A 14,433-nucleotide genomic window follows, 5' to 3' on the forward strand; every position below is an offset into this window, starting at 1 on the left:
ACTCACTTTGCGAACGCTAGCCGGCGATACTTTTCGCGTGACTCCAGCCATGCCTCGTCAGAAAGACCAAGTTTTTCACGCAGCGCCTCTGGTGGCACGCCTGCCTTCAATTGTTGCACGGCGAAGGTATCGCGCAGCAGCTGCAAGGTCACACGCTTCTTGATGCCTGCCGCTTTGACTGCTCGCGCCAGAATATAGTTCAGGTTGCGATCAGTACACACAAATAACTCCTGGGTAGGACGATACTTTGTGATATATTGCTTCAGGATAGTGGTAAATTGGGCAGGAAGCGCGAGCCGGCGCTCGCGATGCTGCTTGCCGGTCGCGGCAGGAAAATGGACGGTAAGCATAGGAGCCTGTGGATCGGAAAGGTCGATATGCTCTAATTTCAGTCCCATGATCTCCTCTTTTTTCAAACCCGCATTCAGTACAAGATAGACAAGACAATTGCAGCGCGGGTCTCCGGCAGACGCTTCCAGCAGGCGCTGTACCTCATCATCAAAGAGCAGTTCCGGCAGCGGGGGTAAGGGCCGCTTGAACGCCAGACTTGCCGAAGGGTCCTCACGAATGACGCCTTCGCGGGCCAGCCAGGAGAAGAAATTTTTCAAGAAAGTGACGCGGCGGGCCATCGTTTTGGGTGCAGGCGCCTGGCCTTTTGTACCAAACTGCAATTTCATGAGCCAATCGGTCAGTTGCTCCTTTGTAATACGCCCTACAGGGGTATCCCGCCCGGCAAAGTCACTGAACATCTTGAGGTCCGAGAGAAAACAAGTCACAGTGTAGTCAGACTTACCGACTAGCTTCAAAGCCTGTTGATAAGGTATGACGCAAGCTGAAAGGCTGGATTGATCAGTCAGTGGATTCGTGCGAATCAGTGGTGGGAAAGGCGTTTCTGTGGGATCAGGCGGTTCGCTGATCACTGTTGAAGTGCCACTGAAGAGGTTGGCCTGCAGAACGGTGCTATCTTCAGTGAGAACAGGTTCCGGTGACATTTGTTGCTGTGCGTCCTTCTTCTCCATGGCGTTGATCCCTCCTTGATTTTATGCTTACCAGGATAGGGCCTGGCACCTACCCGCCTTGCCAATGCCGCTCGTTCGCGGCTCGTGCTTCGCACTCAGGCAAGTCGAGCGGAGAGGCCACTGTCCCTACTTCTTCCACGTTTTTCATTATAGCAGGTTTAGCAAGCATGTTCAAATACGAACAGAAGTTTGTTACCTGCCCATATACGGCTCGTCTCAAACAAGTAGATTTCATTCAAAAGGCTATCATCGAACGGATTGCACCAGTATGAAACGTGTGAGAGAGTGGCTTCCCGCGGCCTGTATTTTTTGCCTGGCATTGTTGGTGCGCGTTGTCTACAACGACACAGTCGCGGCTCATTATTATCCCTTGCATGACTCGTTGTTTTACCAGACTATTGGACTCAATTTACTCAGGGAACATTGTTTTTGCCTGCAATCCCATATATCAACGGTGTATCGCGCCCCTTTGTGGCCATTCATCATAGCGGGCATTTCTGTCATTTTTGGGCCGAGCGACTATTTTGCGCGCATCTTTTTGTCTATTATTGGCTCCGGCACCTGCGTGCTGGTCTACCTGTTTGCCAGAGATCTCTTCAATCGGCGCATAGGTATCGTCGCGGGAATTATCGCGGCGATTTACCCCGAACTCTATATCTATGACGGCTGGCTCTATACCGAATCGTTGTACATCTTTCTCCTCTTCGCCCTCTGCTATACGCTCTATCGTATCCAACGCGCTCCACAGCAGGCAAAGGGCCTGTGGATTGTAGCGGGCATTTTACCTGGACTACTTTCGCTCACGCGGCCAAATGGACTGGCAGTGATTGGGTTGGTCATCACCTGGGCGCTCATTATGGTCTGGATAAAGGTAGTATCATGGAGACTTGCGGCCAGGGGAGTAGTGATAATGACGGTTATTGCTCTCGTCCTCATAGCGCCCTGGACTGTCCGTAATTATCTCGATTCACATGCCTTCATTCCGGTGGCGACAGGAGATGGCACGGTGCTGCTAGGCGCCTACAACAACGCCGTTTTGACCACCCCTGGATACCTGGGATCATGGATTAACCCGCTCAAATCGGCCCCAGAGGTCACAAAACCCTTTCCTTTATACACCTGCACGCCAACCTGTGAAGTTGCACGCGAAGCAACTTACAAAAAAGCCGCGCTTCAATGGATTGAGAGCCACACTAGCGTTCTACCTCACCTGCTGGCGCTGCATTTTCTCAATATGTGGCAACCCGCTACCATCGAGGCAGACCTGCCCGTAGAGCGTTTCTCCAATCAACGATCTTCACAAATCGTACTGGCAATGATGAAGACCGTTCCTATTGCTGTTTTCATACTGGCCGCTCTCGGACTTGCTGTCACCTTCTGGCGCTGGCGCGAACTGCTGTTTCTCTACTTCATCATTCTGCTCACGATTGGAGAAAGCCTGATCTACTATGGTAGCGCGCGTTTTCGTGCGCCCATCGAACCGATACTCATCCTCCTGGCATCCGCTGGCATCTGGTGGCTGGTATCGCAGGAGCGAGGAACATTGCGATGGATGATCAAAAAAGGCCTGTAGGGACTGCGGTTTGTCCCTGTCCTGGCTCGACTTTTCAATCGTCCTGGTTTCTTTATTTCATTGAACACAAACAGGGGAACATATGTTACAATAGCTATAGGCAAAGAAGAAAGGAGTATGGCCTATGGAGAAGCCTCAGATCATATCTGATCCCAAAATCATGGTTGGCAAACCGGTCATCAAAGGGACACGTATCACTGTTGGGCTTATCTTGCGAAAATTGGCTGCTGGACAAACGGTTGAGCAAATTTTAGAGGATTACCCTCATATTACTAGAGAGGAGATTCATGCAGCATTAGAATTTGCTGCCGAATCCGTCCGCTTTGACCATGTGACTCCCTTTACGAACCGACTCGCATCAGAAGAGTAGGGACAGCGGCTCGTCTCTGTCCCGACCCTCTTCATAGATATGGAAACCGTATGACAGCCGAAAAATATAGTTTTGACCGCTTTCTCAACGTTCGTTCCGCCTATGGCGCTAGCTTCTCGCCGGATGGCCAAAAGATTAGCTTTCTCACCGATATCACCGGTGTGGCCGAGGTCTGGAGTGTTCCTATCGATGTCCATTCTCCTGCCCCATCATGGCCCGATCAGCTTACGTTTCGTGGCGAACGGGTTGCGAGCGCTACCTTTTCACCGGCGGACAAGGACAGGCGGCAGGCGCTGTCCCTACTGGTAACCGCCGATAGAGGCGGCAACGAACGCACGCAGCTCTATATGCTTAGCGCCGATGGCTCGACCTTTACCGCACTTACCGATCAACCCGAAGTAATCTATCAGTTTGGCAACTGGTCGCATGATGGCAAGAGCATCCTTTATGCCAGTAATGAACGCGATGGGCGCTATTTCGATGTCTACGAGCTTTCGCTGGAAACCCACCAGTCGCGCTTGCTGCTACAGCAGGACGGCACAAATTACCCCATCTCCTATTCTCCTGATGGCACGCAGGTGCTGGTAACTCGCTATGAATCGAATGTACGTAACCAGCTCATTCTGGTTAATAGAGCCACACTTGATGCCCATACCCTGACGCCGGCGGACAGCGACATAAAAGGCCCTGCTCAGTTTGAAAAACCGGCCTGGTCAGCAGATAGAAAAGGGCTGTATCTCCTCAGCAACGCCGGTCGGGAATTTCTTTCGCTTGCGTGGCTTGATCTCAGTTCTACCGAGTTGACCTATCTCCGCGACGAACACTGGGATGCTGAGAACCTGGCGCTAACCGATGACGGCAAGCGCATGGCCCTTGTCACCAACGAAAATGGCTACTCACGATTGAAACTCTTCGATACCGCTGCCGGTTGGGATTCACGACGCGAACTGCCAGTGCCAGCGCTGCCAGAGTGTACCATTCCCGAAATCACCTGGTCTCGCGACGGAAAGCGCCTGGCGCTCACCCTCAACACTGCCGATGACGCTCCTGATATATGGATATGGGATATAGAAGAACAAATTCTCTGGCGCGCTACCAGGAGTTCTCTAGGTGGCATCCCTCAGCATACGCTGGTGCAGCCAGAGCTGGTGCATTATCCCACGTTTGATGGGCTGGAAATACCCGCTTTCCTCTACCTGCCGCAGCACCGGCAAGCGGCGAAACTTCCCGTTGTCATTTACGTACATGGTGGGCCGGAGAGCCAGTCCCGCCCGATCTTCAATCCTGTCATTCAATACTTTGTAGCGCATGGGTTTGGCGTACTTGCTCCAAACGTCCGTGGCAGCACAGGTTATGGCTATCATTATCAGAGCCTGGATGATGTACGCCTGCGCATGGATTCGGTAGCGGATCTGCAACAGGCGGTGTACTGGCTACGCGATAGGGGTATTGCCGACCCGCAGCATATTGCCGTTATGGGTGGCAGTTATGGTGGATTCATGGTTCTTGCAGCCATCACTACCTATCCAGATCTCTGGGCCGCAGCCGTGGATATTGTGGGCATCGCCAATTTTGTGACGTTCCTGGAAAATACAGGCCCCTGGCGGCGCAAACTGCGTGAGGCCGAGTATGGCAGCCTGGAGAATGACCGCGCATTCCTGGAGCAAATCTCACCTATCCGTCATGTAGATCGTATTGCCGCGCCCCTGTTTGTAGTGCATGGCGCAAACGATCCACGTGTGCCGGTGGGAGAAGCCGAGCAAATCGTCGCTGCGCTGCGCTCGCGGAATGTCCCCGTCGAATATATGCGTTTTGAGGACGAGGGTCACGGGCTTATTAAGCGCGCTAATCGCCTGCTTGCCTACCCAGCCATTGCTCATTTCCTTGATACGTATCTTGGCTAGCGCAAAGAATAGAGGCTACTAGCAATTAAGGTCAAAGTCCAAATATTCTGATGTGTTCCATTTCTCTATATAATACCCACGGCCACTTTTGACATTAGCCTCTCTCTACTGTATGATTGTTCTTCGGAACTCGCCTTTCCCTTGCTGGTGCTCGCTGTAACACATTCTCCAGCCGATGCCGGCTTTACCGCTGCCCTACGAGCATTGCCTGTTATTTTTATTGGACTGCTGGGTGGTCTACTCGTCGATAGATGGGATCGCAAGCGCATCATGATCTGCTGCGATATTGGGAGTTGCCCCTACAGCCTTGATTTCCTGGTGTTACCTTCTTGTGCTAACGATGCCGATGACCCTTAGTTCGCATATACGTAATGCCAGGCGGGCTACATAACCTGGTGATTACCCATAAGCGTGCCAGAGGTTCAGCGTGGCGCCCACGGCGGCCTCATTTCGCCGCGAATAAACTTCGCCAGGAACTCCGCCGTGGGATGCTTTACACGCTGCAACTCCTCAATGACTTGCTGTCGATCATAATCGACGTAGCGCAGTTGCAGGCTATGGCCTTTCTCGTCGGCCTCTAAAATGGCATAGGTGGCATCCACGCGAGGATGCATGGGGTTGCTGATACTGCCCAGGTTGAAGACCCGTACCTGGTCGATAGTGCGGTCCATAGGAACGTGGGTATGTCCGACAATCACCAGGTCGGCCTCTGCCGGCGCCAGCAGTTTACGCACTTCATCATCGTTCATAAGTGGAGTAATGCCCGGTCCGTCGTCAGTTCCGGGAGCAGAGTGAACGGCCAATACGCGGGTTCCATCCGGCAAGGTCACGCGCAATTCGAGCGGCAGTTGCTCGAACCAGCGCCACCAGCCACTGGCAAGAATATGCCCCTGCGTCCAGGCCAGGTTTGCTGCCATCGTATAAAGCAGCCGCACCAGTTTCGGATTTGCCTGCGCCTGCTCCAATGTCGGACCTGGGCGCTCACCGGTAACCGTGTAACGGTCATGATTACCCCGTAAAAAAGAGGCATTCGGCAATTGTGCCACCCGCTCCAACACCCCCACGGGGTCATAGCCCATAGCCGAGAAATCCCCTACTATCCAGTAACTATCTACGCCGCCCTGTGCTTCAATATCGGCCAGCACAGCATCAAGCGCAACAGGATTGCCATGAATATCAGATAGGAGAGCGATGCGCATTCATTACTCCTTCTTTTCCATACGACTAGTATCAATATTACTCCATACTATACTCTCTCCGATGAGCTTGCGCTACTATATCGTTCTGCCATAAATAATAAAGAGAAGGCAATTATTATATTGAACTGAAAAAGGAGCATCACTATGCCTGGGTCATGGCGCATTGGCCAGATAGCCGGTATCGATATCTATATTAATGTAAGCTGGATTATCATCCTCGTGTTCCTGACCTGGTCGCTGGCGGCAAGCTGGTTTCCGGCAATCTACCCCCACTGGTCGCTAGCCACCTATTGGATAACCAGCTTGATCGCAGCCCTCCTTCTGTTCGTCTCAGTCTTGCTGCACGAACTGGCCCATTCGGTCGTTGCGCGCGCGCGTGGCCTGCCCGTACGTAATATTACCCTTTTCATTTTCGGAGGTGTCTCCAATATCGAACAGGAACCGACGAGCGCAGGCATAGAATTTCAGATGGCGGTCGTGGGTCCGGTCGTCAGCATTTTGATCGGAATCATCTGCTACCTCTTGCTGCTGCCACTGCGAGGGAGCAACTCGCCGGTGGCCGGCATACTGGGCTACCTGGCAATTACCAATGTTCTGCTCGGCATCTTCAACCTGATCCCCGGTTTTCCTCTCGATGGAGGGCGAGTTTTTCGCTCGATCATCTGGCACATCACCGGTAATCTGCGCACGGCCACGCGCGTCGCTACGATCAGTGGTGAAATCGTCGCCTATCTTTTCATCCTGGCAGGCATCTGGCTCTTCTTTACAGGTGACTTCATAGGTGGCATCTGGATCGGTTTCATCGGCTGGTTCCTGATGAGTTCAGCACGCACCGCGAATTCTCAGGTGATGCTGCAATCGTTACTGCGAGGTGTCAAGGTAAGCCAGGTGATGAATCCGGCGCCGGTTACTGTCCCGGCCAATATCTCCCTACAAAAGCTGGTCTATGAATACTTTTTGCCGCAAGGACTGCGCTTCGCCTTCGTCACGCAAGGCGAACAGCTGGCCGGCCTGATTACACTCGCCGATATTCGCCATGTCCCGCAGGAGCAATGGGCACAGACTCCCGTTGGTTTTGCCATGATACCTCGCGACCGGCTCCATGTCGTCTACCCGCAGCAGAATCTCAATGATGTGCTGTCCTTAATGGCCAATCAGGATGTAAACCAGCTGCCGGTCGTGCAGGATGAACGAGTCGTAGGCGTGCTGAGTCGCGATGCCATTATGCGTTTTCTCGAAATCCGCCGCAATTTAGGAATCAATGATACCAGTAAAGCCGCATAGTCCGGTGATTACCTATATGTTGGTATGAAAACCCATCTTGGTATGAAAACCCATCCCGCAATTCTGCCGCTTCGCAACGTCCTTTGATTATAGGACTCGCCATGTCATTCTGAGTGCAGCGAAGAATCCCGACGACGGCCATGTCATTCTGAGTGCAACGAAGAATCCTATCCTGGGTTTTCGTTTGTACATTTGCATCTAGCAAGGTAACCGGCTACGTATAAGAACTAGAAGGACCTTTCAAGTAGGTACTATACCTCTTGCCTTCCACCTATACCGTTGTGTTATGCTATGTGAGGTGTGTCGAAACACGTTGGTGTACGTTATTATACTGTGAAGTAAGTGCGTAAAGCACCTCAGTTCTAAGGCGGGAAGCAGGCAAATGGAGCGCTTCCCGGTGGTGTCCCTGCACCAGTACCTTTTCTTATCTATTTTCTATTGAACGGCCTCTTTCCTGCACTTTATGGCAGGCACAAAAGAAGGATTCTCCCTCTGGCGTTCGCTTTGATTCAAGAGGGGTGAGGAAATGTTGAAGAAGGTGGAGACCATAACGGCCATCCTGCTAATCAACCTCTCCGTTCTTTTTTCCGCTCAAGGAAAGAAGAGTTACACACGCCAGGGAAGGCAAAAAGGGAGAATGAAATGCTAACTGTATGGCAGAAAGGCATTATGGCCGGCTGCCCTACAGCAGGGATACACAGCAAGGTCTACAGGCAATGAGAACTGCAAGACCTGTCCTGGATGAGGTGAGTATATGGACGGCAAGGAGGGACGCGACCAGCTGTCGGGGCATGGTCGAAGACTTCGATTCAACACAGTAGGAAAGAAAATAACAAAAACCGGGATTCTGAAGTTTTTTAGCACGTATAAACAAGCTCTTTTCGCCGGCATCCTGCTTACTGCTATTCTTGTGCTGCTTTTTGGTGTGTTCAGCCAGTTGCAGCCGCCCACCACCGGCACGCCCCCCAGTGGGGTGACCGCGGTAAACTACAGCACATTCGTCTCGCAGGTCAAAGCAGGCAATGTTGTGGCAGTAACTATTCGAGGAGACGAGATCAATGGCATGCTCATCCACTCGCTGACTCAACAGCAGGCCAGTACTTCTCAACACATAACTATTACCTCTAGCCAGAGAGCCGCCGATATAGCAGCCTGGAATCACTATATGGATGCCAGCAATACAGCAACCTGGGCCAACGCCACATCTGGGCCGGCCATTGATGCGGCTCATCTTCTTTATACACGCATTCCTGCTGCCGGCGATCCTTCGCTCATGCCGTTGCTGGCCAGCAACAATGTTGTAGTAACAACGCAGGCGCCCGCCACGACGCCTCTGTGGTTATCGGTGCTGTGGCGATTTGCTCCTATCCTGCTGCTGGTTTTGATAATGGGCCTGGTGCTGTTTCCTCGCAACCCCAATCGTTCCACGCGCATGATGGATGAGCGCATCTCACAAATGGCGAAAGGCCGCGTGCGCCGTTTTGAGCGCGCCAAAGAGTCCAGTTCGCCACGCCGCCCTCAGGAGAAGGCACCTGGTCTGGGCAGGTCCGCAACTCCCGCGACCAGCACAGCCACCCCTGCCAGGGTCGCGCCGCCCCCTGTCACCTTTAACGACGTAGCCGGCATCGACGAGGTACGCGCCGAGGTAGAAGAAATCGTACAATTCTTGCGCTCCCCTGATCGCTATGATCGCCTGGGGGCGCGCATCCCACGCGGCGCTTTGCTGGTTGGCCCTCCTGGAACGGGCAAAACATTGCTGGCAAGGGCAGTGGCCGGGGAAGCAGGCGTACCTTTCTTCAGCATGAGCGCATCCGAATTTGTCGAAATGTTCGTTGGCGTGGGGGCCAGCCGCGTGCGCGACCTCTTCAACCAGGCGCGCCAGTCGGCCCCATGCGTTGTCTTCATCGACGAAATCGACGCCGTTGGCCGCAAGCGCTCGACGCGACTGATCGGCAATGACGAACGCGATCAGACTCTCAACCAGTTACTCGTCGAGCTTGATGGCTTCAACGCCCGCCAGGCCGTGGTCGTACTCGCCGCTACCAACCGCGCCGATATTCTGGACAAAGCGCTGCTGCGGCCCGGGCGTTTTGACCGCACCATCAACGTATCGCTGCCCGACCGCGCCGGGCGCCAGGCAATCCTGGCCGTCCATACTCGGCGCACGCCTCTGGACGAAGGGGTAAGCCTGGAACGCATTGCTCGCCTGACGACCGGCATGAGCGGCGCCGACCTGGCGAATCTGGTCAACGAGGCGGCTCTATGTGCGGCAAGGCGCAACCTGGAGCGCATCAACCATGAGTGCTTCGAAGATGCGCTCATCCGCGTACAACTTGGCGCGCTGCGACCGCTGGTAATGAGCGAGCATGAACGGCGCATCATCGCCTATCACGAGGGCGGGCACGCCCTGGTGGCCTATCACCTGCCCGAAGCCGATACCGTCAACCGCGTCACCATCCTGCCGCGCGGCCAGAGCCTTGGCGTCACCCAATTCACCGCCGAAGAAGACCGCTACAACTACAGCCGCGCATTCCTCATGGCGCGCATCGCCGTCGGACTCGGCGGGCGTGTCGCCGAAGAACTCACCTTCGGTCCCGACCGCGTCACCACGGGGGCAGAGAACGATTTGCAAGTGGTAACCGACCTGGCGCGACGCATGGTCACACGCTGGGGCATGAGCGAAAAAGTTGGCGTGGTCTTCAGCGACTACTCGCCAGGTGGTGCGGGACTCACCATGACCCGCACAGAGATCGACAGCCGACCCCGCACCCTGGTGGCCGACGCCGATGGCAACCTGCTACTGAATGGGAACGAGCCACAGGCAGCCCAGCACCACGCGTTTGCTATGGCCGCGCCAGGTACAGGGAATGCCAGCAGCGCGAGCATGGCGGCGTTGATTGACCTGGAGGTGCAGGGCATCCTCAACGAGGGACGCGAAATGGCACGCGCTATCCTGCGCCAGCACGCAGACCAACTTACGCGGCTGGCGAACGAACTGATGGAGAAGGAGCAACTGAACCGCAAGCAGTTCGAGGCGTTGTTGGCACAGGAGCAGGCAGCGTAAACCACATTTGCAGCATCCTTGCCGTGTGTTTGCCTGTTTTCCGCCGGGATAAGATGGGGGGATTACCCATAGAGTACATCCCCCCTTTTGTGTTATATATGCATGACTACAAGGGAATGTCCGGCAACGCTGCCTCTACACAGGCACGTGGTAGCCGAATAGTAAAACAACTGCCCTCGCCCGGCTTGCTCTCAACCTCTACACTTCCATTCATAGCCTCGATCAACTCTTTCACCAGCGCCAGGCCCAGCCCGGCTCCGCTGCTGGCCTCATTGCGCGCGCTTTGCGCCTGGTAGAAACGCTGCCAGATATGCGGCAGATCTTCGGGTGCGATGCCTTCACCGGTATCCTTGACCTGAATGATGACACTTCCCTTTTCTTCCGCGACGACAAGGGCGACAATACCACCGGGTGGCGTATGGCGTACTGCATTATGTAGTAGATTGTGCAATGCCTGTTCCAGGCGCGTGGGGTCAACCATCACTGAAGGCGTCTGGCAAGAGATATCTGCCACCACCTCGATCCTGCTTGATTGCCATGCAAGAGCAGCGCTCGTATCCGCGATGCTTTGTACCAGTTTTCCCACGTCGGTTGGCTTGCAGCGCAGGGTGAGTTTGCCGACTTCGGCGCGTGAAAGGGTAAAGAGGTCCTCAACCAGGGTTTGCAGGCGTATGACTTCATTCTCCATGATCTGCAGGTCATGCTGCAACGTTGGCGGCGAGCCTTCCTCCCAGTGCATGAGGGTTGTCTCCAGGTAGCTGCGTAGCGTAGCCATGGGGGTACGCAATTCGTGCGAGACGCTGGCAATCAGTTCGCGGCGCGCGGCAAGCAGACCAGAAACGGTATCGCGTTCATTACGCAGTTCGCGCAAGGTGCTTTCGAGGTCGGCGGCCATTACATTGAAGTCGTTCTGGAGTTGGGCTACCTCATCTTCTCCTATGACGGGGACGCGGACACCATAATTGCCCTGGCGCAAGGTGGCGGTGGCCTCGGTGAGCGTTTTCAGGCGGCGGGTAGTGCGACGTATGACGATAAAGGAGAAGAGTGCTGATGGAGGTATCACAACCAGCATGGCAATGATGGTCAAGGCCGCGATGCCAAATGTGGCTGGCAGGATAATGGAAGCGTTGCCTGCGCTACAGAGAGCCAGGACATCGACAAAGAGGATAAGCAGCGCGGCACCGAGGGCTACAAGCATGACATGGGCATGGGTCAGTGCCCAGAGCAATTGCTTGCGCCTCAGCCGATCCCAGAAGAGCCACAGCCGGGTAGCGATACGCAGGCAAAAGAAGACAATATAGCTCGCCGCCAAACATAACGTTGCCGATTCAAACGGCCAGAGACCGTCTCTTGTATAGCCATATGAAGGCTCCAAATGGATCAACCAGAAAGCAAAAGCGAGTTCAATTCCACTTAGTGCGATACCCACTATGCCGGCAACCGTACCTCCTACCATAATCCGTGTCAACCACCCGCTCTTTGCAAAACACATGCGCAATGCACAGTAAGCTGAGCAGCAAGACGCAACCAGAATGCCCATGACCAGCCGCCACGTGAAAGCCGCGATATTGCCCTGGAATATGAGCAGCAAGCCCCACAAGACAGCTCCCAGGAGCAGTGCCTCAAGCACAGCCTGTTTCGGGTTTGCCTTGAAAAGGGGGATGGACAAGCGCATACTCAAGGCCTTTCGGGCTGCAGGCGGTAGCCAATGCCCCAGACAGTTTCGATGGCCTCACCCAATGGCCCCAGTTTCTTGCGCAGCCGCAGGACGGTATTGTCAACCGAGCGATCGCCGCCGATATACGTCTGGCCCCAGACAGTATCCAGCAGGTATGCGCGGCTGAATGCTCTGCCGGGGCTACGCAACAAGAGGTGCAGCAGGGCGAACTCTGTGGGAGTGAGGTCAAGCGACAGGCCATGCAGCGTTGCCAGGTGAGCCTGTGGATCAAGAAACAAGGGTCCATAACCTAATGGGCTGTTCGCGGCCTTGGAGTCGTCACGCAAAATCTGCTGGACGATTTCGGCGCGTCGCAGCAATGCGCGTACTCGTGCGACCAGCTCGCGCATGCTAAAGGGCTTGGTGAGATAGTCGTCGGCTCCCAGTTCAAGCCCCACCACGCGATCTGTTTCTTCGCCACGAGCGGTTAGCATCAAGACCGGCGTTGGCGCGACCTGCCGCATGCGCCGCAGCACTTCAAGGCCATCCAGCTTTGGCAGCATCCAATCGAGGATGACGAGCGCGGGCCGTTCCTGCGCATGCAATTGGAGGCCCACCAGTCCATCGCTTGCGTGCAAAATTCGATAACCGTTCGTTTCAAGCTCGCGCATAATCACCTGCGCCAGTTCATAAGCATCCTCTACCAGCAAAATCGTTGTCATAACCCACTTTTATTAGTGTCAGAGATGAGAAAACTCCATTCAAGCCCAGGTAATAGTGTACCATAGACTGCCGGCAAACAGGACGACCTTTGCGGTCGTCCTGCTTACTTTACCGGCAAATGTCCAACCAGTGGTAACCTGTAATACTTTCCCCTGGCCGCCTGGATCATACCGACTGCCCAGCCAATAAAAGCGACGAAATTCAAGAAAAGGAAGAGCAGAATCGCAAACGAGGAGAGAAAAGGAAACAGGTGAAACCTTGTCAGGGCATCAATGATGTTGAACAGCGCTACGTCTGCAATGTTTATGGCACCAAAAAACAGCAGTGATTGTAACGCGTGAAAGCGCACGTAGGGATGATTCCGACCAAAGAGGTAGAAGATCAGTCCCGTGAACCAACCGAGCGAATAGGAAAGAATAGCCCCGATAACAGCGCCATCTAGAGATGGCGTGGGGGAAAATTGTCCCTGATCGTATGAGACATAATCAGGCGTTCTCTCCGATTGGTACTCTTGCCAGTAGAACGCTTGTCTCTGTTCGTCCTGAGCTTCGTATTTCATTGTTTTGTATTTCCTTTCGTTATAACGGGACAGGGCTTTGTCCCTGTCCCTACAAGATTGCTGTATTTATTGCCTTGCCTGGTAGAACCTCAATCCGAGCCATAATAGCAGCATGACCAGGATCGAGATTGCAACCAGGAGCAGCATACTTTCAACACCTTGTATGGCTGTTGCCCCTTGAATACCTGGATTGCATACGCCCTCTTTTCCCATCGGATTGAAGAAGCCCGTACACATGTAGCCGCCAATCGGGGTGAGAATAGTAGTGCTGAGGGTGGGAATGCCAACATCGGGCAGCAGGTTGCCCCAGAACCAGTAGCCGATGAAAAGGAACTGGTACAGGGGTAACCATAGAAAAGCCGGACAGGCGATTGAAAACGCCGTGACAAACAATAAACCCGGCAGCGCGATGGTGGCAAAAGCTGCCAGCGCGATAGGAAGCGCCTGCGTGGTGTGCCAGCGAGCAAGTATATAGATGACGCCGGCGCCATAGACCAGAAGTAGCGGCACCAGCGTCGCCAGTATACTACCGCAGTATTTTCCGCAGAGCCTGGCACCTAAGCCACCGGGCAATGCCCCGAGTACTTCATCGACGCGTGTGCGTTGATCTCGCTGCAAACGATCGGCGAGGAATATACCGGCGACCACGGCAAGAAACGTTTGCGCAATCGCCGTCCAGTAGACGATGGCATCACGTGCCGGGGTTGTAATCGGACGGCTCCAGGGTTGATGAAATTGCGTGAAGATCAGCCCCATGGCAATAAACGCGATCCACATGGAGCGGCGGCGTATCTGCATGCGAAATTCATAGCCTGACGCGCCAGTAAATACTTGTAGCTGGTTCATTTTTCTATCATTTCCCTCATTACGTTTTACCAGGCTGGTGGCCCACCCATGCCTATCGTTATAGCAGGACAGGCACAAGGCGCTGTCCCTACAACATGCTCCGCCATCTCGCCTACGCATACTGTAGCAGGGAAATGTCGCGGCATAATCAGAAAGTTGTCGCAAAATTGTCGCATGTGGTTTATTGTATTTGCCCTTGACGGTTTCGGTTTTGGCCGCTATACTACTCCCACCA

General features: G+C 54.1%; 12 protein-coding genes. 6 read left to right on the forward strand and 6 right to left on the reverse strand.

Features of this window, described 5'->3' with window-relative positions; translation table 11 throughout:
* Positions 1–2 precede the first annotated feature (2 nt).
* On the reverse strand, positions 3–1,019 hold the full coding sequence (locus tag VFA09_07420) for a tyrosine-type recombinase/integrase (GenBank protein ID HZU67091.1): 1,017 nt from the start codon (positions 1,017–1,019) through the stop codon (positions 3–5).
* Between the two features lie 268 nt (positions 1,020–1,287).
* On the opposite strand from VFA09_07420, the gene VFA09_07425 reads away from it, so the two are divergent.
* The 4 genes from VFA09_07425 (at position 1,288) to VFA09_07440 (ending at position 5,223) form a co-directional block, all read left to right on the forward strand.
* On the forward strand, positions 1,288–2,592 hold the full coding sequence (locus tag VFA09_07425; GenBank protein ID HZU67092.1) for a glycosyltransferase family 39 protein: 1,305 nt from the start codon (positions 1,288–1,290) through the stop codon (positions 2,590–2,592).
* Between the two features lie 124 nt (positions 2,593–2,716).
* Positions 2,717–2,962, forward strand: a complete 246-nt coding sequence (locus VFA09_07430) for a DUF433 domain-containing protein (protein HZU67093.1) — start codon at positions 2,717–2,719, stop codon at positions 2,960–2,962.
* Between the two features lie 50 nt (positions 2,963–3,012).
* Complete coding sequence (locus VFA09_07435) at positions 3,013–4,866, forward strand: S9 family peptidase (GenBank protein HZU67094.1); 1,854 nt, start codon at positions 3,013–3,015, stop codon at positions 4,864–4,866.
* Positions 4,867–5,007: 141 nt separating this feature from the next.
* Positions 5,008–5,223 carry a hypothetical protein gene (locus tag VFA09_07440; GenBank protein HZU67095.1) on the forward strand — a complete coding sequence of 72 codons (216 nt, stop codon included), beginning with the start codon at positions 5,008–5,010 and terminating at the stop codon, positions 5,221–5,223.
* A gap of 65 nt (positions 5,224–5,288) precedes the next feature.
* On the opposite strand, the gene VFA09_07445 is transcribed toward VFA09_07440, so the two are convergent.
* The gene (locus VFA09_07445) at positions 5,289–6,065 is read right to left on the reverse strand and encodes a metallophosphoesterase family protein (GenBank protein ID HZU67096.1); all 777 of its coding nucleotides are present in this window, start codon (positions 6,063–6,065) and stop codon (positions 5,289–5,291) included.
* Between the two features lie 144 nt (positions 6,066–6,209).
* Here VFA09_07445 and VFA09_07450 point away from each other — a divergent pair, with 144 nt between their 5' ends.
* Positions 6,210–7,349: a site-2 protease family protein gene (locus VFA09_07450; GenBank protein ID HZU67097.1), complete on the forward strand. Its 1,140-nt coding sequence runs from the start codon at positions 6,210–6,212 to the stop codon at positions 7,347–7,349.
* Between the two features lie 754 nt (positions 7,350–8,103).
* Positions 8,104–10,413, forward strand: a complete 2,310-nt coding sequence (gene ftsH, locus VFA09_07455) for an ATP-dependent zinc metalloprotease FtsH (protein HZU67098.1) — start codon at positions 8,104–8,106, stop codon at positions 10,411–10,413.
* Between the two features lie 106 nt (positions 10,414–10,519).
* On the opposite strand, the gene VFA09_07460 is transcribed toward ftsH, so the two are convergent.
* The 4 genes from VFA09_07460 to VFA09_07475 form a co-directional block, all read right to left on the reverse strand.
* Complete coding sequence (locus tag VFA09_07460) at positions 10,520–12,088, reverse strand: ATP-binding protein (GenBank protein ID HZU67099.1); 1,569 nt, start codon at positions 12,086–12,088, stop codon at positions 10,520–10,522.
* Between the two features lie 2 nt (positions 12,089–12,090).
* The gene (locus VFA09_07465) at positions 12,091–12,792 is read right to left on the reverse strand and encodes a response regulator transcription factor (GenBank protein ID HZU67100.1); all 702 of its coding nucleotides are present in this window, start codon (positions 12,790–12,792) and stop codon (positions 12,091–12,093) included.
* Positions 12,793–12,896: 104 nt separating this feature from the next.
* On the reverse strand, positions 12,897–13,352 hold the full coding sequence (locus VFA09_07470; protein ID HZU67101.1) for a hypothetical protein: 456 nt from the start codon (positions 13,350–13,352) through the stop codon (positions 12,897–12,899).
* A 66-nt stretch (positions 13,353–13,418) separates the two neighbouring features.
* On the reverse strand, positions 13,419–14,198 hold the full coding sequence (locus VFA09_07475) for a hypothetical protein (protein ID HZU67102.1): 780 nt from the start codon (positions 14,196–14,198) through the stop codon (positions 13,419–13,421).
* Positions 14,199–14,433: the final 235 nt, after the last annotated feature.

The organism is Ktedonobacteraceae bacterium, assembly GCA_035653615.1.
Lineage (GTDB): Bacteria > Chloroflexota > Ktedonobacteria > Ktedonobacterales > Ktedonobacteraceae > DASRBN01.